The organism is Microcoleus sp. BR0-C5 (assembly GCF_036705045.1).
GTDB lineage: Bacteria > Cyanobacteriota > Cyanobacteriia > Cyanobacteriales > Microcoleaceae > Microcoleus.
Genome location: NZ_JAUBTR010000005.1, coordinates 63,736 through 85,030 on the forward strand (window position 1 = coordinate 63,736; position 21,295 = coordinate 85,030).

The window sequence follows — 21,295 nt, forward strand, 5'->3', positions numbered from 1 at the left end:
CGGGTTTATTAATCCCCTGAGTTTTCAACAAATATTTCTGGTAAAACCCGCCCCTACAGAAATATCTCTCTTTTTTTCTTCCTTCTTCCGTCTTCCTTCTTCCGTCTTCCTTCTTCCTTCTTCCCTCTTCCTTCTTCCTTCAATTACTATTTGGCAACCTCAATCTTGTAGTCTGGGCTGATGCCGTCTGCGGCCGCGGCTACTTTTTCTCTAACGTTTTGGGGCAGAGGAACGTAGCCCAATTCGGAACTAACTTTTTGACCTTCAGTTAAGCCGTATTCAACCATTGCCTCGATGGTTTTGGCTTTGTTGGGGTCAGTAACTGTTTTGGGGACGAGCATCCAAGTGTAGGTGACAATTGGATAGGATTGAGCGCCTTCGGGGTCTTCGATAAATGCTCGCAGGTTTTCCGGCAGCGGCACAGTCGCTAAAGCTTGAGAAGCTGACTCGTCGTTAGGTACTACAAATGTGCCTGCTTTGTTTTCCAAAGACGCAAATTTGAGATTGTTGTTTTTGGCATAGCCGTATTCTACGTAGCCGATGCTGCCAACGGTTTGCAGGAGTTGGGCTGTGACGCCTTCGTTGCCTTTGGCGCCTACGCCTACGGGCCACTGTACTGTTTTGCCGTCGCCTACTGCACTTTTCCAGTCGGGGCTGATGGCACTCAGGTGTTTGGTGAAGACGGCGGTGGTACCGCTACCGTCGGAACGGTGGACGATGGTGATGGCTTGGTCTGGCAATTTAGCGCCCGGGTTGGCCGCTGCAATTTTGGGATCGTTCCAGTTGGTAATTTTACCGGCGAAGATATCTGCGTACACATCCCGTGGCAGTTTCAGTGGTTCGGTTAAGTCTGGCAGGTTGTAGCCCAGGACGATGCTGCCGGCTGTCATGGGCAGCAGTATCACGCCTTTGTCTGCTGGAACTTTGGCGATTTCGTCGTCTTTCATGCCGGTGTCGCTGGCCCCAAAGTCTACTGTGCCTTTGGTAAATTGTTCGACTCCGGCGCCGCTGCCTACTGATTGATAGTTAATTTGTACTTTGGGGTTGATTTTGTTGAAGTCTTGAAACCAACGCTGGTAAAGGGGGGCGGGGAATGAGGCGCCGGCTGCGGTGATGGCTACGTCTGAGGCTAGGGCGAGTTTGGTGTTTTCCGCTGTGCCGGTGGCTGCAACGGGGGAAGCGCCGGGGGATGCTGCGGTGTCGCCGGGGCTGGGGCTGCTGCTTGTGGTTGTGCTGCCGCTGCCGCAAGCTGCTACACTGAGGGCGATCGCCATAGCGGAAATTGCAGTAGTCAGACGGTTTGAATTAATCAAGTTGAGACGAAAAAGCATAGGTATAAAAAATCTGCGATCGTTATATGGGTCTCCCGCATCAGCATAGCGCGCAAAAGTAAAGGTTAGGTTAAGAATCTTTACACTTAATGGCAATTTAATATTAATTAATATTATTAATTGATGAGCTTGACAAGGGTGATTTTCTAAGATAAAGGCAAAATAGATTTGTACGGAAACCAGGATTCGATCGCCCGATCACGAAAAATTCCCCATTAAATTATCACAATATCCAGGCTTGAGAACCAGAAAACCATACAATGGTGGTTATTTTGACAGTGGTGCTACTATTAAGAATTTAAAAGCTGGGGGCATTGAAGCTTGCATCGGACAAATACCTTCTGAGGAATGCCGTTTGATGATATAGCAACCGCCCTGACGGTTAGGACGTTCTTAATTGCACAAACATAAACGGTCGATTGCAACTTCGGTCTTCCTTCTTTCTTCTTCCTTCTTTCTTCTTCCTTCTGCTATAATGCCTGCTCCTATTGAATTAATCTGGGCTGTTATTGGTTTGCTCCTGACGATAGGAGGCACTTTTTTGCCTGCATCTGTCACAATTCCTATTGGGTTGTGGGACGATCGAGGACTTCAGGCATACTCTTTAGGTGTTACCTATCAAATTGGAGCCGTCTTGCTAGTAGGCTGCATGGGGGGGAAAAATGCTGCGGCTCTCTCGCAAATTGCTTATTTGGCATTAGGATTAACTTTGTGGCCAGTTTTTTCTCAAGGCGGCGGCATCGGCTATCTCAAAGAAGCGAGTTTTGGGTATTTGCTGGGTTTTGTTCCTGGTGCTTGGGTGTGCGGCTGGGTGGCTTTTAAGGTGGCTTCGCGACTGGAATCTATGGCTTTTAGCTGTTTGTGCGGTTTGTTCACTGTTCACGCGATCGGCTTAATTTATCTAATTTTTACTTACTGGCTGCCTCCGGCAAAAAAAACACCTTTATTCGATGAGATTCTTAAATATTCGGTTTATCCTCTGCCGGGACAATTGGCGGTAGTTTGTGCGATCGCAGTGCTGTCATTTACTTTACGCCGCTTGATGTTTTATTAATTGCGAAGGAAGAAGGAAGAAGGAAGAAGGAAGAGGGAAGAAGGAAGAGGGAAGAAGGAAGAAGGAAGAGGGAAGAAGGAAGAGGTAACTGGTAATTGTGCAAAATAAGGTTATACTATACATTGCGAAACGGGAGAGTCATCTCGCTGCGGCTGGGATTGCTTTGATCCACTGCATTCTGCTCGCAATGACAAGTGAGATTGGAGTAAATTCTCTCATGTCCGATGCCCTATTTTCTATTGCTTAATTCATGCGTTTTAAAAGAAATCCCTTGTTCTGGGTTGCTGCTGTTATCAGTTTAGTTTTAGACCACCTGACTAAGTTGTGGGTGGTGCAAAATTTTGACTTGACGGTTCCTCCGCAGACGCAGCCGCTGTTACCTGGGGTGTTTCACTTCACTTATGTTGTTAATACCGGTGCGGCTTTTAGTCTGTTCAGCAATGGCGGGGCGATTTGGTTGCGCTGGCTGTCTTTGGGCGTTAGTGTGGGATTGATTGTGCTGGCTTGGTTCGGGCCGCGAATTAACCGCTGGGAACAAGCTGGCTACGGTTTGATTTTGGGGGGAGCACTGGGGAACGGGATCGATCGATTTGTTTCGGGCCATGTTGTAGATTTTATCGATTTTCGGATCATTCGGTTCCCCGTATTTAATCTAGCCGATGTGTTTATTAATGCTGGGATTATCTGTTTGCTGATTGCAACTTTTCACAGTGAACCGCCGACTCCGAAAAGTCAGGACGATCGCAATTCTATTTCAGAGTAAATTTGAAGAAGCAAGAAGGAAGTTCGCCAACCGATTCGCTTTCTTCGGATGTAACGGATGTAACAGCTAACTAACTGTAGGGTGCGTCAGCGGGGAGATCCTTAGTTTGTGGTCGCCACATTCAAGCCTGACCCACCCTACAATGACTTTGGAAATGGCTTAAAATGAGATAAGAACAAACCTATTGTTAAAACTAAATTTGCCCGTGAATCCTAATCCCTTTGCCCAAGAACGCTTACTATTTGCCCCAGCAACCCCCGATGCTGATGCTATCCCGACTATTTTTGCTTTTCCCAACGAGTACACGGTGGGTATTACCAGTCTCGGCTATCAGATAGTGTGGGCAACTTTGGCTGTGCGATCGGATATTGAAGTGGGCCGTTTATTTACTGATATCCGCGAACAACTTCCCCGACATCCAGAATTACTGGGATTTTCGCTTTCTTGGGAACTAGACTATGTAAATATTCTCAATTTATTGGAATCTCTAGAAATTCCGATTTGGGCGTCTAAACGAACGGATAATCATCCCATAGTATTCGGCGGTGGCCCGGTTTTTACGGCGAATCCAGAACCTTTTGCCGATTTTTTTGATGTGATTTTGCTGGGAGATGGGGAACATCTCATTGACAATTTTATTGATGCTTATAAAGAAGTCCGTACCGCCGACAGACAAACTAAATTGCGGCATTTAGCCCAAGTTCCGGGAGTTTACGTTCCCAGTTTGTACGAAGTAACTTATCTGGATGCGACTGAGGGTATTAAATCGATTCAGCCTGTCGATTCGGCAATTCCCAGTATGGTTGAAAAACAGACTTATCGGGGCAATACTTTATCTGCTTCCACTGTGGTGACAGAAAAAGCGGCGTGGGAAAATATTTACATGGTGGAAGTGGTTCGTAGTTGTCCAGAAATGTGCCGTTTTTGTTTGGCAAGTTATCTGACTTTGCCGTTTAGAACTGCGAGTTTGGAGGATTCGCTAATTCCGGCGATCGATCGCGGTTTAGCTGTGACTAATCGTTTGGGTTTGTTGGGTGCTTCGGTGACTCAGCACCCGGAATTTGAAGCGTTGCTGGATCATTTGAATCATCCGAAATACGACGGCGTGCGGCTGAGTCTTTCTTCGGTAAGGACGAATACGGTGACAGTTAAGCTAGCAGAAATATTGACCAACAGAGACAGCAAATCTGTGACTATTGCGGTGGAAAGCGGGAGCGATCGCCTCCGCAAAATCGTCAATAAAAAACTCACAAATGACGAAATTATTCAAGCTGCTATCAATGCTAAGGCTGGCGGCTTAAAGGGAATTAAACTTTACGGGATGGCGGGAATTCCCGGTGAAGAGATGGAGGATTTAGAGGAGACGGTGGCGATGATGCGGGCGATTAGAAAAGCTGTTCCCGGTTTGCGGTTGACTCTGGGATGCAGCACTTTTGTTCCGAAATCTCACACTCCTTTTCAGTGGTTGGGAGTGAATAAAGATGCGGAGAAGAGGCTGAAGTTTTTAGATAAAGAATTGCGGAAGTTAGGTTTAGATTTTAGACCTGAAAGCTATAACTGGTCGGTGATTCAGGGTTTGTTGTCAAAGGGCGATCGGCGCTTGTCTCGGCTATTGGAATTAGTGCGGCATTACGGCGATACTTTGGGCAGTTATCGACGGGCTTTTAAGGAGTTGCGGGGACAGTTGCCGGAGATGGATTTTTATGTTTTTCAAGAGTGGGAATTGGATCAGGTTTTGCCTTGGAGTCATTTGAAAGGGCCGCTACCGGAAGCGACTTTGAAGAAGCATTTGGCTGAGGCGATGAGTCATTTTAAGATGGAGGATTTGCAGTTGACGACTTAGGAAATAGCGGGATGCGAAAGTGCGTTAGCGAAGCCCTCGAAGAGGATCGCATCTTTGCAAGTAAGTATATCGAAAGCTAAATTAACAAGATAAGATCAGGAGCGACATACTATAATACAATTATGCCAGAAGTCCAACCCAGGGAAATTCAGCGTTATGTCACCTCAGATGGCAGAGTACCTTTCGCTGAGTGGTTTGATTCCTTCAAAGATACAAACACTCAAGCAAAGATTCGATCTAGGCTAAATCGGGCTGTAACTGGTAATTTGGGAGACTATCGTTCAGTGGGAGAAGGAGTTTGCGAACTCAGAATAGACTATGGCCCTGGTTTCCGAATCTATTTTGGGCAAGTTGGAAAAACAATTGTGCTTCTCCTCTGCGGTGGAGATAAAAGCACTCAAAACCGAGATATCCTCCAAGCAAAAGAATACTGGACAGATTACAACAGGATTTAAAACAATGGCTAAAAGTATTCCAGATCATCCGTTTTTGATTGAATCTCTGAGAAAAAACCCGGCATTGTCAGCCGCCTATATAACGGCGACTATAGAGGAAATCGACCCGGAACCTGAATTGCTGAAACTTGCTCTGGGCGATGTAGCAGAAGCTCTCGGTCAACCAAAAATGACTCCTGAACAATATGAATTGCACTTAAAAAAACTGGATGAATTGCTCTCGCAGCAAGGAAGCGATGCTATTTACAATCTGGGAACTTGGCTGAATGCTTTGGGATTGAAACTAACTGTTGCCGTTTGTACTGATACAGAGGATAATACTGCAAATGCTGAAACGCGATCGCAAATAACTGTTTAACTTAATCTACAAAATGCCTAATTTTCGATATTCATCCCTAATTAATGCCACCGTTGAAACAGTCTGGAACTTTCACGAAATGCCGGACATTCTGCAACTTTTGACTCCGCCTTGGCAACCGGTGAAAATCATTCGCCGCGAAGGGGGACTCGATGTGGGTGCTGTATCAGAATTTCGCCTGTTATTGGGGCCGATTCCTGTAAAATGGGTGGCGACTCACACTGAGTGCGAACAATACCGCTTGTTTGTTGATGAACAAACTGAGGGGCCGATGGCACGTTGGACTCACCGACACGAGTTTACCTCAGAAAATGGCCAGACTAGATTGACAGATGCGATCGCATTTTCGATACCGGGCGGCCCGATTGTCGATTTGCTGTTAGGTTGGTGGGTAGAAATGCGGTTAACAGATATGTTTCGCTACCGCCACGAAGTCACAAAAAGAGAGTGCGAAAAAGATGCAAACAACGGCTGAATATTACTGTGCTTTCTGCGGCGAACCGAGTACAACTTTTGTTGATATCAGCGGTGGTATGGAGCAATCTTATATCGAAGATTGTCAGGTTTGCTGTCGCCCGAATGTTCTGTATGTCAGAATAGATGAAGATACCCTGGATATTGAAATAGATACTGACTATCAAGAATAAGTGACTATAAAAATGTCGGAATTGCCTTTGATGCTGACTTGGTAGAATTTATCAATCTTGAAGCGGCTGCTTCTACGAAAGCCCGAAAAATTCGAGAGTTTACCGAACAGTTTGGCGACATTTCTGGGTGCCATTGAATTGCTATCATCCAAGGGTGATAGCAGTGCTCCATTGCTTCTACCAAAGTGTCAGGTGCATCGGCTACTATTTGCCAATCGGATGTTACCTTTCGCACTGCTTGATGATGCCAGGAAACAACTGTTGTTGAAGTTTTTCCCATAATTTTTGCTAGCCGACTGTTTGGCTCAATTTCAATGGTATGCTCGATCGCACGCGGGGGAATTCCCGATCCGTGATTAACCTCGTCTCCGTAAGCATCCGGTACGTGAATCACCAAACTGCCGCCGCTGGCTACGTTCAGCATTTGCATTCCTCGGCAAATTCCCAACACAGGTATGTCAGCCTTCAAAGCTAGCTTTGCTAAGCTTAATTCAAAATTGTCGCGTTCTGCATTAACTGAGTAAACTGTGCGATCGACATAACCGCCATAAAGTTCTGGGTTGATATCTCCGCCCCCGGAAAAAATCAAACCATCTACTGCATCAAAAATACTAGCCGGATCTAATTGATTGGGCGGCAGTAAAATCGGAATTCCACCAGCCGCCTGAACTGCATCAATATAAGTTCCATTTAAGCGATATTCGCCTGCTGGACAGCGGTTGTATGTTGTGATGCCAACAATAGGAAATTTTTTCATTTGCTAGAGACTGGGAGATAATTATTTAGATTAATACTCAGATTTGGCACTATTTGTAATCCGTGTTTCATGGGCGGGCTAGGAGCAACGGCCCACAATAAAACTTACTTACTTATTGTGAAACAGGCATCTTGCCTGTTTCTTATCTGATTACTTGTGATTGATTCCTAGATTAAACTGAGCATTCCCTGCACTGCTGTCTAATTTGTAACAGTTTTACTATTAGTTTCCGGCAGCGGTTGGCGCGTGCACAGATAAGCCAGCGGCCCGAAAAGTGGCACTAATGTTACTGCCCAAAATGCTATAGAACTCTGCATTCCTCGGCGCGCCATATCGTCTCCTAATAATGCAGGAAATAGTAGGCAAAGCATACAAAAATCTAAACTCATTACATGGATAAAGCGGCTGGTTTGCCACTGTCCAATAAAATCAGACCAATCGCCTTTTGTCAAGCCAAAGGCAACTAAACCAACAGCAGCTAAGGTTAAGAAAATTCCAGTAAAACGGGAGTCTAATATCTTTAAAAAGATATTTTTATGACCGCAAAATTCTGGATTCGGTTCGCGCAGGGCTAAATAAGGCAGCAAGGCAAAGGCGCCGACGCCAAAGGATAAAACGCCGAATAACCATGCAGGTATTTTCTGGCCCCTGCCGTCAGCAAATAAGACGCAACTGTAGATGAGCGGCCAGACTCCCATGATGTTGAACAACGCTACAATTAAAGGGTTGATGTCTGCTATTTTGCCTGTGGAAAGATTGGTAATTAGTGTAATGGTTTTTTCTGGGCTGTCGGGTGGTGCAAATACAAAGGCGTAGGTGCTAAATGCAATCCAAATCAGCCAAAATCCAATTTTTCTGAACATAGTTAGTTTTTCTGACTTCTGATATTACTATAGCAAGCTTAAAGGGTTTTTGAATAAGACTTTTTTTATTTACCGCAGAGGACGCAGAGGAAACAGAGGAAGAGGAGATTAGATCGGAAGGTATTGCTATTTAATATTGCGGGTTTTGGGTAGATTGCTAAATTTTTGCATAAATTGGCGATCGATCCAATGTTTCCAGTACCACAGCAGCGCCGATTCCCACATGAAAGATCCGCGAGATGCGATCGCCCTTTTATTCCCAGTACCAATTAACCCTAAGTATTGTTCTTGCGGTACAAAGGGTTTCAGCGGTTTTCCAAATAAAAACTGCTGCAAATTTTCAAACAGCGGTTTGCCCTGACGCACGGCAAACACGCCTGCTTTGGGACGGGGATAATTAACCATCGCAGCGATATCGCCCGCCCCAAATACGTTGGGATGAGAGACTGATTGCAGGCAATCGTTGACTTGCATAAAGCCGTTGGAGTCTACTGCTAAACCGGATTCTCTTATCCAATTGGCTGCCGATGCTTGTGTCACCCAAAAAATGCTCTCGCACGTTAATTTTAAACCAGATTTACATGAAATTTGGTAATCAGTAATTGGGATTTGGCAAGTGGTTTCTCTCTTAATCTTTTCTACAGCACAGACTTTTTCCTTTAAATGCAATTGAATACCGCGACTGATAAAAATTTCTTGAATGCGGTGACGCACTCGATGGTTATGTGCAGGCATTAATTCAGCGCCGCTGTGAAACAAATGAATTTCTGATAATAAATTTTCTAAATTTCCTTCTTCCCACTTCCTTCTTCCCACTTCCTTCTTCCCACTTCCTTCTTCCCACTTCCTTCTTCCCACTTCCTTCTTCCTTCTTCCTTCTTCCTTCTTCCTTCCCCAATCTAGATTGCATATTTAATGCTAATTCTACGCCGCCTGCACCGCCGCCTACAATCGCTATCCGCAGCGGTTTTTGGGGATGGTTTTTCCTTTCGGAAATTAACTGATTCCAGCTAGCTAAAAACTCCGGTACGGGTTTAGCTGCAATTGCATATTCTGCAGCACCCGGTACAGATAAAGTCGCAGGAGTGCTGCCGATATCCACAGAAAGCACATCAAAATTAATCGGAGGGCAAGTTTGACAAATAACTAAATTTTTGTTAAGGTCGATCGCGATCGCCCGATCGATTAATATTTGACACCCGGCAAATTCCGCGAGCGATCGCAAATCGATGTGACATTCATCATAATCGTAAAACCCGGCAACGTGCCCCGGCAGCATCCCCGAATAAGGCGCGTGCAGCACGTCGCTAATCAGAGTCAAACGCACTCCCGGCAGCGGTTTGATACCGAACATTTTTAATACGATAGCATGACTGTGACCGCCGCCAATTAACACTAAATCTTTCACAATTACAGATGTTCGATCGAGATGTTCTTTTCCCCGATATTGTACAGCACTTGCACTCCTTGGGCCGCACTGTCCGGTCAGGAGAGCTTGCAGTGCGTAATTAATGATTTCCCAGCAGTTAGACAGAATGCTGTCACTTACCCTCTGTCTCAGAGATTATACTGAGCTCAGTTGCGATCGCATAACATCAATTCACCCATTTCAGTTAACCGATCCCACATTCAGCGCCAATGGCTGTAGACTGTAGAGCGAGCAAATTTTATCACCAAATTATGCCGGGGTGTGTTTCAATAGCTAACCCACCATTTAAAACTATGACATTACGCATCATTCCGCGCAGTTGGCAGCGATCGATTAAAACTTTTTTCCCGCTTCTGTTTGCCCTCTCATTCATTATAGTATTGCTGGCGAACCACTTCATTCCGGCGATCGCCCAGCAACCCCGCCAGGAAATTCGCGGCGTTTGGATGACGACAAACGACAAAGACATCCTCAGAGATCGTCGCAAACTAGGAGATGCTGTCAGCAAACTAAAACGGTTAAATTTCAACACAATCTATCCCGTTGTCTGGAATTCTGGGTATGCAATGTATCCCAGCAATGTAGCGCAGCAAAAAGACATTCAACCCTTTGTTTACAGAGGGTTAGAAGGACAGGATATGATCGCCGATTTAATCGCTCAAGCTCACCGCCAAGGCCTGCTAGTAATTCCTTGGTTTGAGTTTGGTTTCATGGCTCCTCCCACCTCAGAATTAGCCTTAAATCATCCCGATTGGCTGACACAAAAACAGGACGGCAGCCAAACATCAAACGGTGCAGGTGGGGAAGTAGTTTGGCTCAATCCCTTTCATCCAGAAGTTCAGCAATTCATTACCGAACTCGTACTAGAAATCACCACTAAATATAACGCCGACGGCATTCAATTTGACGATCACATGAGTTTGCCGTCGGAATTTGGATACGATGAGTACACAGTTGCTTTGTATACCAAAGAAACAAAAAAAGCTCCGCCCAAAGATTTTCAAAACCCAGCATGGGTGCAATGGCGAGCCAATAAAATTACCGCTTTTATGTCGCAGCTAAATCAAGCTGTCAAAGCAGTAAAACCCCATGCAATTTTCTCAATTTCTCCCAATTACTACGAGTTTGCTTATAAACATCACCTGCAAGATTGGCTGACTTGGGTGCGTTTGGATATTGCCGACGAGCTAATCGTGCAAGTGTACCGTCCCAATTTAGAATCATTTGTGGACAAAATTAACCGTCCAGAAATGCAAGAAGCACAGCAAAAGATTCCCACCGGAGTTGGGATTATGACTGGTTTGAGAAATAACCCCGTACCGATTCAGCAAATTAAATCTCAGGTGCAAGCAGTCCAAGGATACGGCTTAGGCGTCGCTTTCTTCTACTACGAAAGCTTGTGGGAATATGCACCAGAACCTCTAGCAGTTAGACTTTCTCAATTTAGTGCTTTCTTCCCGTCTTCTGCATTCCGAACAGCGCTACAAATACCCCGACGCGCGGCGAATTTCCCTCCACCTGCGCCACCCAAACCCGACCCCAAAGCTAAGCCAGAGCAACCTACCAAAAACAGCCCACCTTCGCCTTCGCCAACCACGTAAAAGAATTAAAGAGTCATCAGTCATTGGTAATTTTGTAGGCTGTGCAATTAGTCCGACAGTCCGACAGGGGTTTAAACCCCTGTCTCATAGCTCAAGTCGTCTAAAGACGACTGTAGCAATTCTATCAAAGCTGTTTTTGTATAGAGTTAGCACCGAACAAGCTGTTTAGCTTATATGTGTAACTCTAATTTTCAAAATTGAGATTACTATTTGAGTCGGTTTTAACCGACTTATGCTATTAGACAGGGACTTGAGTCCCTGGCGGCCTGTGGCAGAATGAAACAGCTCTACTGGGGGCTAGGGGATACCGAATTATGTTCCTATAAAATATCCGTATTACCAACAACAACACTAAAAAAAATGCCAACTAACCAAAAAATTTTACTTCCAAAAATGGGCTGCGGCACTTGGGCCTGGGGCAACAGATTCCTCTGGGGCTACAATGAAAGTATGGACGAGGAATTGCAAGCCGTTTTCAATCTTTGCGTCAGCAGCGGTGTCACTTTATTCGATACCGGCGACTCTTACGGAACAGGGAAATTAAACGGACGCAGTGAACAGCTTTTGGGGCAGTTTTCTCAACAATATCAAGGTGCAAACAAAGACAGTATTTGTATTGCGACAAAACTGGCTGCTTATCCTTGGAGGCTGACGCGACAATCAATGATATCGGCTTGCAAAGCCTCTGCTGCGCGGCTCGGAAAAAATGTAGATTTGGTGCAAATGCACTGGTCTACAGCCAATTACGCACCTTGGCAAGAGGGGGCTCTTTTAGACGGTTTGGCTGACCTTTACGAGCAAGGATTGGTCAAGGGAGTGGGCTTGTCTAATTACGGGCCGAAACGGCTGAAATGGGTGCATCGGAAATTTAGCGATCGCCAAATTCCTATTGTTACTTTACAAGTGCAATATTCGCTACTTTCCACCTATCCGGTGACAGAACTCGGATTGAAAGATGTTTGCGATGAATTGGGGATAAAATTGATTGCTTACAGTCCTCTAGCCTTGGGGTTGCTGACGGGTAAATACTCGGAAAATGGCTCTCTTCCTAAAGGTATCCGAGGTTTGGCGTGCAAGCAGCTACTTCCGGGAATGCGATCGCTTTTGGAATGTTTACGAGAAATAGCGGCATTCAGAAACAAGACTGTTTCGCAGGTAGCAATCAACTGGTGCATCTGCAAAGAAACTATTCCGATTCCGGGGGCGAAATCTGCGGCACAGGCGAGGGATAATATTGGTGCTTTGGGGTGGGAGTTGGACTCCGGGGAGATTGCCGAATTGGATAAGGCGGCGGCGAGTGTAGATAAAAAAATGGTGCAGAATATTTTTCAAACTCGGTAAAAAGACTCTCGCGTGGGGTGGGGGCGGGTTTATTTAAGCTGTCTGCATTCTTTAAATCTTTTGGTGAACCCGCCCCTACAGTTTTGTGACGGCGGGTGCAAGAGATCCGGTTAAATAGATATGATTGCTGTAGGGGCGGGTTTTACAAACTATCATTGCCTAAAATCAATAATCTCATAAACCCGCCCCCACCGGATGACACAATCTTTCATTGATTCACACAAAAATTTTCCACGCAGCGCACAAACATTTCTACACCCATCCCCAGCGCAGTTTCATCAAAATCAAAACGCGGGTGATGGTGCGGGTAAGCCAAGTTTTTCTCTGGATTTGCTGAACCTAAAAAGAAATAGCAACCTGGAACTTCTTGCAAAAAGAACGACATATCCTCGCCGCCCATTGTTTGACATTCTGGAACGATTCCTGCAGGAGTTTCGACAACGGATTCTGCCACGTCGCGCACCAATTCAGCTATTCTCGAATCATTAATAACTGGCGGATAAAGCGCACAATAATCTAATTGGTAATTAGCCCCGTGACTCTGACAAATTCCGGCAATTACTTGCTCGATTCGCTTGTCAAAATAACCTTGATATGCAGGATTGAAATAGCGCACCGTGCCACCGATTTGAGCGGTATCGGCAATGACGTTGTGGGTGTGGCCTGCGTGGAATTTGCCGACAGTTACTACCGCTGAGTCGATCGGGTCAATGTTCCGCGCGACGATTGCCTGCAAAGCGCTGACAATTTGGGCTGTAACTACGATCGAGTCCACAGTCTGATGTGGCATTGCGCCGTGTCCACCTTTGCCAAAAATCGTGCAGTCAAAAACTTCCACAGCCGCCATCAACGCGCCGCTGCGGACGCCTACAGTGCCCAAAGGTAGATTGTTCCACAAATGCAAGCCGACGATCGCATCAACATCAGGATTCTTCAAAACTCCCGCTTCAATCATCGGTTTTGCGCCTCCTGGCCCTTCTTCGGCGGGCTGAAAGATAAATTTTACTTTACCAGAAAAGCTGTGTTTGTGCTGGGCGAGATAACAAACAGTACCGAGGGCGATCGCAGTGTGGCCGTCGTGGCCGCAAGCGTGCATAATTCCATCATGCTGCGATCGATAATCCACCTCATTTTCCTCTTGAATCGGCAAAGCATCCATATCAGCTCGAATTGCCAAAACCCGCCCCGGTTTGCCGCTGTCTATAGTGGCGACAATACCAGTTTGAGCAATATTAGTTTCATGATCTATTCCCCATTCCTGCAACTTTTGTGATATAAACTCCGCCGTTAAATTTTCCTCAAAACTCAATTCCGGCCTTTGGTGCAAAAGGCGACGCCATTCGACTAGCAGAGGCTGCAAATTTCTAATTTCCAGCCGCAACTGAGATAAATCGACAGAGGTTAAATTCGGTAAAGTAGAAACCATTTTTTATTCTCCTTATAGCTATTCAGAATGAATAATTTGTGAAACTCTCTCTGCTCTTTCTCTGCGCTCTCTGCGCTCTCTGCGGTTAAAATAAAATCTTCTTCAATCCTATCTGATTTGTGCAGGAATTTTTTTTTATGAACCGCAGAGGACGCAGAGTACGCAGAGGAAGAGAAGAATGAGAAAGAGAGGTGTTGAGAATAGGGTTATTTAGAAGTCTGAGGAACTAAATTAACCCCTGGCAGTAACTGTTCTAAATCTAAATCTGAAGCAATTTTAGCTAATTTAGCAAGGTCAGTCGGGTCATCTAAATGGGGCAAAATACCCAACACAGGTATTTGAGTCAGCGACTGGATCAAATCAACGGGCGCTAAATCGGCAATTTCTTGTTCAGAATAAGCTTTAACGCAATTGAGCACAATTCCTCTGAGCTTAAAACCAGTGTGTTTGGCGAGAGCAACATTCGCCACAGCTTGCCCGATCGCCCCCAACTTCACAGGTACTACCAAAACCCCTCTCAGCCGCCAATCCCTAGCAATATCGGCCACCGTCAGTTCCCACGTTACAGGCGATCCCAGCCCTCCCAAAGCTTCCACCAACACAAAATCCTTGCGCTCAGAGAGGCTTTGCCAAGCCGTCCAGACCTTTTCGAGTTCGATACGTCTCCCCTCCCGTTCGGCTGCAATTGGTGGTGCTAGAGGCGCATCAAAGTGCAGCGGATTGAGTTCTTCGGGGGATTGGTCGAGAGAAAACAAACGGGTGTAGAGTTCGCGATCGCCCGTTCCTGTTTGCATGAGTTTCATAATTCCCAAACTGCGATCGGGAAAATACATTTGCCAATAAGCAGCCAGAGCGCTGGTCAAAACAGTTTTGCCCGCGTCGGTATCAGTTCCAGCAATTAGCAGCGAGTTCATTGACAAATAGCTAACAAGTAATTGGCCTCAACCTCAGTCTAGGGGAATTTTGCCAGAAGTTTAGAGTTCTGGCGATGGTGCGGGTGTTGGTGCTGGTTCCGGCGACGGCGCGGGTGTTCGTTCCGGTTCCGGTGACGGCGCGGGTGTTGGTTCCGGTTCCGGTGACGGTGCGGGTGTTGGTTCCGGTTCCGGCGACGGTGCGGGTGTTGGTTCCGGTTCCGGTGATGGCGCGGGTGTTGGCGCGGGTGTTGGCGATGGTGCGGGTGTTGGTTTGGGTGCGGGAGTTGGTGCGGGCGCCGGTTTGGGTGCGGGAGTTGGTGCGGGAGTCGGCGCTGGCGTCGGTTTTGGTGCCGGAGTTGGCGCTGGGCTTGGTTCTGGGCTTGGTTCCGGCAAAGGTTCTGGGTTCGGTTCTGGTAAAGGTTCTGGGCTTGGTTCTGGTAAAGGTTCTGGGCTTGTTTCTGGTAAAGGTTCTGGGCTTGGTTCTGGTAAAGGTTCTGGGCTTGGTTCTGGTAAAGGTTCTGGGCTTGGGGTTGGCAAAGGTTGGGGGGTTGGGGTCGGCAAAGGTAGCGGGTTTGGTATCGGAGTTAGTGTCGGCGTCGGATTTATGAGTGCTGGCGCTGTCGGAGTGGGTTTGGGGCGCGAATTGTTGAGAAATGAGCCGACTAAAGCCCAGGAACCAAAGCCCGTCAAGATTACTAAGCCGGCCAGCAGTCCGATCGCAGCGATGGGATTGTCCCAAAAAGAGCCGCCAACAGGCTCACTTAAAGGGTCTGGCTGGTTTGGCGGGGGGGAACTCTGGGCGGCGGGCTCTGGCGGCCTGCCCACGGCCACCGTTGCTATTAGCGAAGGGTTTGTCGGCACTACTACTGCTGGCGCGGGCGGTACAGTTGGCGGGTTAGGTTTAGGATTAGTTTGGGCGTCGAGTGCTTGGGCGACTTCGCTGACAGATTGATATCGATCGCCCGGAGACCGATTCAACATCCGATTCAGCACCAAAGCCAAACCCGTGCTCACCTGCGCTTGCTGCTGCCAATTCCACTGCAGCGTTGTTTGATCGAGCAATTCCTGCGGTTCTTTGCCTGTCAGCAGGACGATCGCCGTTACGGCTAAAGCGTAGAGGTCGCTGCTGGCTGTTGCCCGCCCGCTTTGCAACTGTTCCATCGGCGCGTAGCCGATTTTACCGACAGTTGTCGCGTGGGCTGTTCCTTCGGGAGACTGGACTTTGGTGGCGAGTTCCTTCACCACTCCAAAGTCAATCAGCACCGGCAACTGGTCGTTTTCCCGGCGGATGATATTTTCTGGGGAGATGTCGCGGTGGATGATGCCGCGGGCGTGGATGTGAGCCAGTACCGGCAGCATTTGCCGGATAAATACCAATACTTCGGCTTCGGTGAAGCTGCGACCATTTGAAGTTCGATCGAGCATTAGTTCGCGGTAAGTCATCCCTTCCACGTAATCCTGCACTAAAAACAAACGCTGGTTCTCTTCAAATATTGCCCGAAACTGGGGAATTTGTGGGTGCCCAATTTGGTAAAGTATTGCCGCCTCTCTTTGAAACAATTCCTTCGATTTTTCCAAAACATAAGGCCCGCTTTGCACCGGAATCAATTCCTTCAGGGCGCAGCGTTCTTGAAACCGTCCCAAATCTTCTACTAAATAAGTCCGGCCAAATCCTCCTTGACCTAAAATATTCACCAAGCGGTAGCGGTTTTGTAGGAGAGTTCCAATAGCAATAGGTGGCTGCATAAGTTTAAGTAGAAACTGTTTAAAAATAGACGATCGCTGGCAGACTTAGAATGTTAAATCTTTAATGCTCAAGATCGTACTTCACTGTCTGTAGTTCCCAGTCCCGACCAAAGTTAGTATTTTACATTTTTTTGACATTCTTGGACGCAAGGATGGTCAGGAACCGGGTTTTTTCACGAAAATACACAGGTTGTAACCCGCAGATCCGATCGAAAACCCGGTTTCTGCGTCAATATCTCAAGGGAGAAATGCACGATTTTTCGTAGAAACCGGGTTTTTTGGCCTTAGCCCTAATAAATTGTCGCCCCTCGGCCTAAGCCATAAATCTCTATAAAGCTTGAGATTATTTATGGGAGATGTCTACTGACTACTGACTACTGACTACTGACTACTGACTACTGACTACTGACTACTGACTAAGCTTTGCTTTCACCATGTCTTGAATTCTGTTACCGTCTGCTTTGCCCTTAAGCTGCTGCATTGCCTTGCCCATCACCTTGCCCATATCTTTTGCAGAAGTAGCGCCAACCGAGGCAATCACTTCGTCAACGACTTGACTCACCTCTTCGTCTGACATCTGCGCCGGCAAATACTCTTCAACAATTGCCAACTCCGCCTCCTCTTGTGCGACTAAATCTTCGCGGCCACCTTTGCGGTATTGTTCGATCGAATCCCGGCGCTGTTTGGCTATTTGCATCAAAATTTCCATTTCTTGAGCTTCTGTCAGCGTGTCTTGGCCGGAGGGACGGAGGCTGACTTCTTTTTCGAGAATAAATTTCTTGATGCCACGAACTGTTTCCAAGCGAACTTTGTCCTTGGACTTCATGGCTGCTTTGATTTCTGCGTCAATGCGTTCTCTTAAGCTCATCGATTTCTACCTTGCTTTGCCCGATATCAAAAATCTGGAGTATGCTCCGATTCTTAACTTTTTTTACAGTATTTTTCAAGTTTATTGCCTGTTGGTGGCATTTTTCTCGCATTAAACCCGGATGCCTTCGGTCTTCGACTAAATTTTGGGTGGCTGCACTTCCAGCCTCGACCCCAAATTGACTCACGCCAGAATTTTTAGACGTAGGGGCAGAAGTGCGATCGTACTTCTGCCAGTACAGAGTTCGCTAGAACCCACATTCCACGCCCTGGGGTGTCACACAGCATAATTACGCAGAAAACTCTATCTTTAAAGTAATAAATTATGCCTTTTAAAAGTAATTTATCCGTTAATCTACGGTATTCAAGTATAATTTATAGTTTTATTGCTGGATAAAAATAAGTAAAAACCGATTGTGACCGTTGAGGGTGCCGAAAGTGGGCTAGAAACCCGGTTTCTCGGAGGTATTTCTGCAAGTCCTATTCAATTCGCCTAACCTAACACTTGTGGTCGCCCCGAAAGTTAAATCTATTAAAAAATTGGCTGAATATTTCTAGTTTCAGATGGTAAGATAGCGATGGAATAAACGTCCTGCAAGAGGCCTGCTGTGATCCGTTCTGCTACTTTACCGCTTCCGCTTCCCGAGCCGCCGGTTTCCGCTCATGACCGTCTGCGGCTGTTCTCCGGTTCTGCTAATGTTCCCCTCGCCCAAGAGGTGGCTCGCTATCTGGGGATAGATTTGGGGCCGATGGTTCGCAAGCGGTTTGCTGATGGGGAACTCTACGTTCAAATTCAAGAATCGATTCGGGGTTGCGATGTTTACTTGATTCAGCCAACTTGCTGTCCGGTAAACGATCGCCTCATGGAATTGTTAATTATGATCGATGCTTGTCGCCGCGCTTCGGCTAGACAAATTACTGCTGTCATTCCCTATTACGGATATGCTAGGGCTGACCGCAAAACGGCCGGAAGAGAGTCGATTACTGCAAAATTAGTGGCTAATTTGATTACGGAAGCTGGGGCAGGTCGCATTTTGGCGATGGATTTGCACTCGGCTCAAATTCAAGGTTATTTTGACATTCCTTTCGATCACGTTTACGGTTCGCCAGTGCTTTTGGATTATCTGGCGAGCAAGCAATTGACGGATATTGTTGTGGTTTCGCCGGATGTTGGCGGAGTCGCTAGGGCGAGAGCTTTTGCCAAAAAGCTTGGTGATGCTCCCCTGGCAATTATTGACAAGCGCCGCCAAGCTCACAACGTGGCAGAAGTGATGAACCTCATCGGTGATGTCAGGGGCAAAACTGCTGTTTTGGTGGACGACATGATCGATACTGCGGGCACGATTTCTGAGGGCGCGAGATTGTTGCGCCGCGAGGGTGCGAGGCAGGTTTATGCTTGTGCTACTCATGCGGTGTTTTCGCCTCCGGCGATCGAGCGTTTGTCTAGCGGGGTTTTGGAAGAGGTAATTGTTACGAATACAATTCCTGTGCCGGAAGAGAACCGTTTTAAGCAGTTGACGGTGCTTTCGGTAGCGAATTTGCTCGGAGAAACTATTTGGCGGATTCACGAAGATAGTTCTGTAAGTAGTATGTTCCGCTAGACAGGAAAGGCGCTTTTTGAATGTTTGTTTTAGGGTGCGTTAACAAGAGTGTAACGCACCGTTTTTTTGCCCAATAGTGCGATCGTTTCCCGCAAGTAATCAGCCCAGGCGCATCTAAATTTTACTGTCAACTCCCATCAAATTCTTGTGGAGTGGGCGTCCCGCCCGCCCGGAAAATACAATTTAGATGCCGAACAGCTTATCAAGTTCCTCGGTAAAATAACGGTTATAACTTTGTAGTGAGGACTAAAGTCCTCATAAAATTCGCTCGGACTTGAGTTTTCACTACGAACCAATTTGACGATCGGCGATCGATCGCACTTGGTACCACCGGAACAAGAGATGGTAAAATTCTATCTTGTTGTTGGAAGAGGGCGACTTTTTTATATTCTAGATAAGTCTCATCACCATAAGGAGCCAATAGGGAAAAATCATGAAACATTCACTTGTACGAACAGTGGCCGCACTGGCAGGTTCAGCAATTTTAACACTTGGCGCGATCGGTTCGGCTAAAGCATTTACTTTTGACGAAACCGACATTAACCAAGACCGAGTAATTGTCATCGCCCAACCCCGCCCTTTCGGTGGCTACCAATTGCTAATTGTAGAACAAGTATCTGACAAGCGAAAATGCTGGAGCGAAAGTGGCTCTAATCCCGTGAAAGTCGATCCCTTATTAGTTACTTTTGATTTCACCGGTATTTGTGGCCGCGCAACTGACAGCAACGGCTTTTCAATTCGCATGGCAGGCACCGATTTAGCATTAAAATACACCCTAAGTTTGGAAATTGTTGATGGCAATGTTCTTCTAATGGGAACTCCGGTAGATTACCAAGGTAAATCGGTGATTATTGGTCGCACAAACGGCGATGTTAACGACTTCATGAAAATCAGTCTCGATCCTGCTTGGCGGTTGAGTAAAAGAGCTTACCAAGGCCGCACATTAGGCCACTTTTATTTCACTACCAATCAATCCGCACCTGGAGAAATTGGCAATACCGGAGGCAATACCGGAGGTAATACCGGAGGCAATACTGGAGGCAATACCGAAGCAATACCGCAGCCAATACCAATACCAATACCGCAGCCAATACCAATACCGCAGCCAATACCGCAGCCAATACCGCAGCCAATACCGCAGGAAATACCAATACCGTAGGCAATACTGGCTTTTCTACAATTCGGAGATAGCTACCGATGATATCTAGGCTTCCGAAATTAAAGAAGCTGTGGGCCTTGGGTTTGTAGCCCGGTTTTCTCAAGATAATACCTTTTGACCGCAACTTGCTGTTACCAGAGAGCAATTGGTATCTTTAGTTTGGGAATCCTTTCAAGGAATACAAGGTGCTAATATCACCTTTCCTAGCCATGTTTCTATCCGTCCCTATAGCGAGGTTGATATTTCCCGCTGGAGTGCCGGAAAACTTCTATTTGCGCGGGACAACAAGATAGTTAACGGCTATCAAGATGGAACTTTTAAACCTACGCAGCCCGTCACTCGCGCTGAATTGATGGCGGTGCGCCGTCGAGTGGCGAAATTTGGTTTGTCGGCGGGAATGCAGCCAAATTTAGTTGCTAAAGAGCCGTTTAAAACTTTTTCAGACACTCAAAATTATTGGGCTGCTTCTATTATTACTCAAATGTCTTCTTATTGTTCTGTTGCTGCCGCTATTAAGGAAATTGGGCTCGGTTTGTTTTCGAGAATTCTGCAAAGCGCAATTACGCGGCGGCGGCTACTTTACGGATGCTGAAATGCGTCAAGGCTTAGTAGGGCCAAGTAGATACCCGACAACTTTGGCGAAGTCGGGTATCTGAGTATTCTGTTTTTTTTAGCTTGACATTTTACGCTACACCATAATCAGTATACGGTCGTTTGTATGGGGGGTGCAATCCCAAAACAATATCCTCTCTCGGTACTCCCATTTCAACTAATTACTCCGCAGGATTTTGGTCTGTCAAATTTTGCTGAAGCCAGATTTTTCCATCTTTGATGTCAATGTGAATGATGCTTCGATAAATCCGGGTTAAGTGTTCCCAGCCGACATTCATCCACTGATAATGATCTCGTTCTGTGTCTAAAATTAGTTGCACTTCGACTTGATCATCGGAAACATCATCTTCGGCATAACGGGTGATTAATGTCTGAACGTATTGACGATATTGAGTTAGTTTGTCCATTGCACAATTACCTCATTTGTTGGTTAATATATTATATGTTGTAATCTTTTCCTGAACGGGCAAGATGCCCGTTCCACAATAAAATAAACTTTTGTGGAACGGGCATCTTGCCCGTTCCTAA

Annotated in this window: 22 protein-coding genes and 1 pseudogene; 12 read left to right on the forward strand and 11 right to left on the reverse strand. The window is 46.5% G+C overall.

Annotation, left to right across the window (positions count from 1 at the left end):
• Positions 1–146: 146 nt before the first annotated feature.
• Positions 147–1,331, reverse strand: coding sequence for a phosphate ABC transporter substrate-binding protein PstS (gene pstS / locus QUB08_RS03860; protein ID WP_333223545.1), 1,185 nt, complete (start codon positions 1,329–1,331; stop codon positions 147–149).
• 475 nt (positions 1,332–1,806) lie between these two features.
• Here pstS and QUB08_RS03865 point away from each other — a divergent pair, with 475 nt between their 5' ends.
• From QUB08_RS03865 to QUB08_RS03895, 7 genes are all read left to right on the forward strand, one after another.
• On the forward strand, positions 1,807–2,385 hold the full coding sequence (locus tag QUB08_RS03865) for a biotin transporter BioY (protein ID WP_006635529.1): 579 nt from the start codon (positions 1,807–1,809) through the stop codon (positions 2,383–2,385).
• Between the two features lie 250 nt (positions 2,386–2,635).
• Entirely contained in the window at positions 2,636–3,148 is a 513-nt protein-coding gene (gene lspA / locus QUB08_RS03870; protein ID WP_333223546.1) for a signal peptidase II, read from the forward strand.
• A 205-nt stretch (positions 3,149–3,353) separates the two neighbouring features.
• Positions 3,354–4,991, forward strand: a complete 1,638-nt coding sequence (locus QUB08_RS03875; RefSeq protein ID WP_333223547.1) for a radical SAM protein — start codon at positions 3,354–3,356, stop codon at positions 4,989–4,991.
• A gap of 122 nt (positions 4,992–5,113) precedes the next feature.
• Entirely contained in the window at positions 5,114–5,446 is a 333-nt protein-coding gene (locus QUB08_RS03880) for a type II toxin-antitoxin system RelE/ParE family toxin (RefSeq protein WP_333223548.1), read from the forward strand.
• 4 nt (positions 5,447–5,450) lie between these two features.
• Positions 5,451–5,804 (forward strand): transcriptional regulator, encoded by a 354-nt coding sequence (locus tag QUB08_RS03885; protein ID WP_333223549.1) that lies wholly within the window; start codon positions 5,451–5,453, stop codon positions 5,802–5,804.
• A 13-nt stretch (positions 5,805–5,817) separates the two neighbouring features.
• Positions 5,818–6,279: an SRPBCC family protein gene (locus QUB08_RS03890; RefSeq protein ID WP_333223550.1), complete on the forward strand. Its 462-nt coding sequence runs from the start codon at positions 5,818–5,820 to the stop codon at positions 6,277–6,279.
• Positions 6,263–6,451: a CPXCG motif-containing cysteine-rich protein gene (locus QUB08_RS03895; protein ID WP_006635525.1), complete on the forward strand. Its 189-nt coding sequence runs from the start codon at positions 6,263–6,265 to the stop codon at positions 6,449–6,451. The genes QUB08_RS03890 and QUB08_RS03895 overlap by 17 nt, the downstream gene beginning before the upstream one ends.
• 4 nt (positions 6,452–6,455) lie before the next feature.
• On the opposite strand, the gene QUB08_RS03900 is transcribed toward QUB08_RS03895, so the two are convergent.
• The 4 genes from QUB08_RS03900 to QUB08_RS03915 form a co-directional block, all read right to left on the reverse strand.
• On the reverse strand, positions 6,456–7,208 hold the full coding sequence (locus QUB08_RS03900) for a gamma-glutamyl-gamma-aminobutyrate hydrolase family protein (protein WP_333223551.1): 753 nt from the start codon (positions 7,206–7,208) through the stop codon (positions 6,456–6,458).
• A 200-nt stretch (positions 7,209–7,408) separates the two neighbouring features.
• Positions 7,409–8,071 (reverse strand): DUF2834 domain-containing protein, encoded by a 663-nt coding sequence (locus tag QUB08_RS03905; RefSeq protein ID WP_333223552.1) that lies wholly within the window; start codon positions 8,069–8,071, stop codon positions 7,409–7,411.
• 126 nt (positions 8,072–8,197) lie between these two features.
• Positions 8,198–8,929, reverse strand: coding sequence for an FAD-dependent oxidoreductase (locus QUB08_RS03910; protein ID WP_333223553.1), 732 nt, complete (start codon positions 8,927–8,929; stop codon positions 8,198–8,200).
• A complete protein-coding gene (locus QUB08_RS03915) occupies positions 8,811–9,479 on the reverse strand; it encodes an FAD-dependent oxidoreductase (RefSeq protein WP_333223554.1) in 669 nt (222 codons plus the stop codon). The genes QUB08_RS03910 and QUB08_RS03915 overlap by 119 nt, the downstream gene beginning before the upstream one ends.
• Positions 9,480–9,709: 230 nt before the next feature.
• Here QUB08_RS03915 and QUB08_RS03920 point away from each other — a divergent pair, with 230 nt between their 5' ends.
• The gene (locus QUB08_RS03920) at positions 9,710–11,101 is read left to right on the forward strand and encodes a glycoside hydrolase family 10 protein (RefSeq protein ID WP_445300884.1); all 1,392 of its coding nucleotides are present in this window, start codon (positions 9,710–9,712) and stop codon (positions 11,099–11,101) included.
• Positions 11,102–11,461: 360 nt separating this feature from the next.
• Positions 11,462–12,442 carry an aldo/keto reductase gene (locus QUB08_RS03925; RefSeq protein WP_333223556.1) on the forward strand — a complete coding sequence of 327 codons (981 nt, stop codon included), beginning with the start codon at positions 11,462–11,464 and terminating at the stop codon, positions 12,440–12,442.
• Between the two features lie 208 nt (positions 12,443–12,650).
• Here QUB08_RS03925 and QUB08_RS03930 read toward each other — a convergent pair whose 3' ends face one another.
• The 4 genes from QUB08_RS03930 to QUB08_RS03945 form a co-directional block, all read right to left on the reverse strand.
• Entirely contained in the window at positions 12,651–13,868 is a 1,218-nt protein-coding gene (locus tag QUB08_RS03930; protein ID WP_333223557.1) for a M20 family metallopeptidase, read from the reverse strand.
• A 206-nt stretch (positions 13,869–14,074) separates the two neighbouring features.
• Complete coding sequence (bioD, locus tag QUB08_RS03935) at positions 14,075–14,782, reverse strand: dethiobiotin synthase (RefSeq protein ID WP_333223558.1); 708 nt, start codon at positions 14,780–14,782, stop codon at positions 14,075–14,077.
• A gap of 60 nt (positions 14,783–14,842) precedes the next feature.
• Positions 14,843–16,528 (reverse strand): serine/threonine-protein kinase, encoded by a 1,686-nt coding sequence (locus QUB08_RS03940; RefSeq protein WP_333223559.1) that lies wholly within the window; start codon positions 16,526–16,528, stop codon positions 14,843–14,845.
• Between the two features lie 409 nt (positions 16,529–16,937).
• On the reverse strand, positions 16,938–17,396 hold the full coding sequence (locus tag QUB08_RS03945) for a GatB/YqeY domain-containing protein (RefSeq protein ID WP_333223560.1): 459 nt from the start codon (positions 17,394–17,396) through the stop codon (positions 16,938–16,940).
• 607 nt (positions 17,397–18,003) lie between these two features.
• Between QUB08_RS03945 and QUB08_RS03950 the strand changes: the two genes are divergently transcribed.
• Entirely contained in the window at positions 18,004–18,996 is a 993-nt protein-coding gene (locus QUB08_RS03950) for a ribose-phosphate pyrophosphokinase (RefSeq protein WP_006635514.1), read from the forward strand.
• 226 nt (positions 18,997–19,222) lie between these two features.
• On the opposite strand, the gene QUB08_RS03955 is transcribed toward QUB08_RS03950, so the two are convergent.
• Positions 19,223–19,438 carry a hypothetical protein gene (locus QUB08_RS03955; RefSeq protein ID WP_333223561.1) on the reverse strand — a complete coding sequence of 72 codons (216 nt, stop codon included), beginning with the start codon at positions 19,436–19,438 and terminating at the stop codon, positions 19,223–19,225.
• Here QUB08_RS03955 and QUB08_RS03960 point away from each other — a divergent pair.
• Both QUB08_RS03960 and QUB08_RS03965 read left to right on the forward strand, forming a co-directional pair.
• On the forward strand, positions 19,430–20,155 hold the full coding sequence (locus QUB08_RS03960; protein ID WP_333223562.1) for a DUF3747 domain-containing protein: 726 nt from the start codon (positions 19,430–19,432) through the stop codon (positions 20,153–20,155). The two genes, QUB08_RS03955 and QUB08_RS03960, sit on opposite strands and share 9 nt — an antisense overlap.
• A gap of 145 nt (positions 20,156–20,300) precedes the next feature.
• Complete coding sequence (locus QUB08_RS03965; protein ID WP_333223563.1) at positions 20,301–20,747, forward strand: S-layer homology domain-containing protein; 447 nt, start codon at positions 20,301–20,303, stop codon at positions 20,745–20,747.
• 91 nt (positions 20,748–20,838) lie between these two features.
• On the opposite strand, the pseudogene QUB08_RS03970 reads toward QUB08_RS03965, so the two are convergent.
• Positions 20,839–21,174: pseudogene (locus QUB08_RS03970) on the reverse strand (XisI protein).
• Positions 21,175–21,295 lie beyond the last annotated feature (121 nt).

Bases quoted from the DNA above. Each gene is read 5' to 3' on its own strand.
- pstS (WP_333223545.1), bottom strand. From the start codon at position 1,331: ATGCTTTTTCGTCTCAACTTGATTAATTCAAACCGTCTGACTACTGCA.
- QUB08_RS03865 (WP_006635529.1), top strand. From the start codon at position 1,807: ATGCCTGCTCCTATTGAATTAATCTGGGCTGTTATTGGTTTGCTCCTG.
- lspA (WP_333223546.1), top strand. From the start codon at position 2,636: ATGCGTTTTAAAAGAAATCCCTTGTTCTGGGTTGCTGCTGTTATCAGT.
- QUB08_RS03880 (WP_333223548.1), top strand. From the start codon at position 5,114: ATGCCAGAAGTCCAACCCAGGGAAATTCAGCGTTATGTCACCTCAGAT.
- QUB08_RS03885 (WP_333223549.1), top strand. From the start codon at position 5,451: ATGGCTAAAAGTATTCCAGATCATCCGTTTTTGATTGAATCTCTGAGA.
- QUB08_RS03890 (WP_333223550.1), top strand. From the start codon at position 5,818: ATGCCTAATTTTCGATATTCATCCCTAATTAATGCCACCGTTGAAACA.
- QUB08_RS03895 (WP_006635525.1), top strand. From the start codon at position 6,263: ATGCAAACAACGGCTGAATATTACTGTGCTTTCTGCGGCGAACCGAGT.
- QUB08_RS03900 (WP_333223551.1), bottom strand. From the start codon at position 7,208: ATGAAAAAATTTCCTATTGTTGGCATCACAACATACAACCGCTGTCCA.
- QUB08_RS03905 (WP_333223552.1), bottom strand. From the start codon at position 8,071: ATGTTCAGAAAAATTGGATTTTGGCTGATTTGGATTGCATTTAGCACC.
- QUB08_RS03920 (WP_445300884.1), top strand. From the start codon at position 9,710: ATGGCTGTAGACTGTAGAGCGAGCAAATTTTATCACCAAATTATGCCG.
- QUB08_RS03925 (WP_333223556.1), top strand. From the start codon at position 11,462: ATGCCAACTAACCAAAAAATTTTACTTCCAAAAATGGGCTGCGGCACT.
- QUB08_RS03930 (WP_333223557.1), bottom strand. From the start codon at position 13,868: ATGGTTTCTACTTTACCGAATTTAACCTCTGTCGATTTATCTCAGTTG.
- bioD (WP_333223558.1), bottom strand. From the start codon at position 14,782: ATGAACTCGCTGCTAATTGCTGGAACTGATACCGACGCGGGCAAAACT.
- QUB08_RS03940 (WP_333223559.1), bottom strand. From the start codon at position 16,528: ATGCAGCCACCTATTGCTATTGGAACTCTCCTACAAAACCGCTACCGC.
- QUB08_RS03945 (WP_333223560.1), bottom strand. From the start codon at position 17,396: ATGAGCTTAAGAGAACGCATTGACGCAGAAATCAAAGCAGCCATGAAG.
- QUB08_RS03960 (WP_333223562.1), top strand. From the start codon at position 19,430: ATGAAACATTCACTTGTACGAACAGTGGCCGCACTGGCAGGTTCAGCA.
- QUB08_RS03955 (WP_333223561.1), bottom strand. From the start codon at position 19,438: ATGTTTCATGATTTTTCCCTATTGGCTCCTTATGGTGATGAGACTTAT.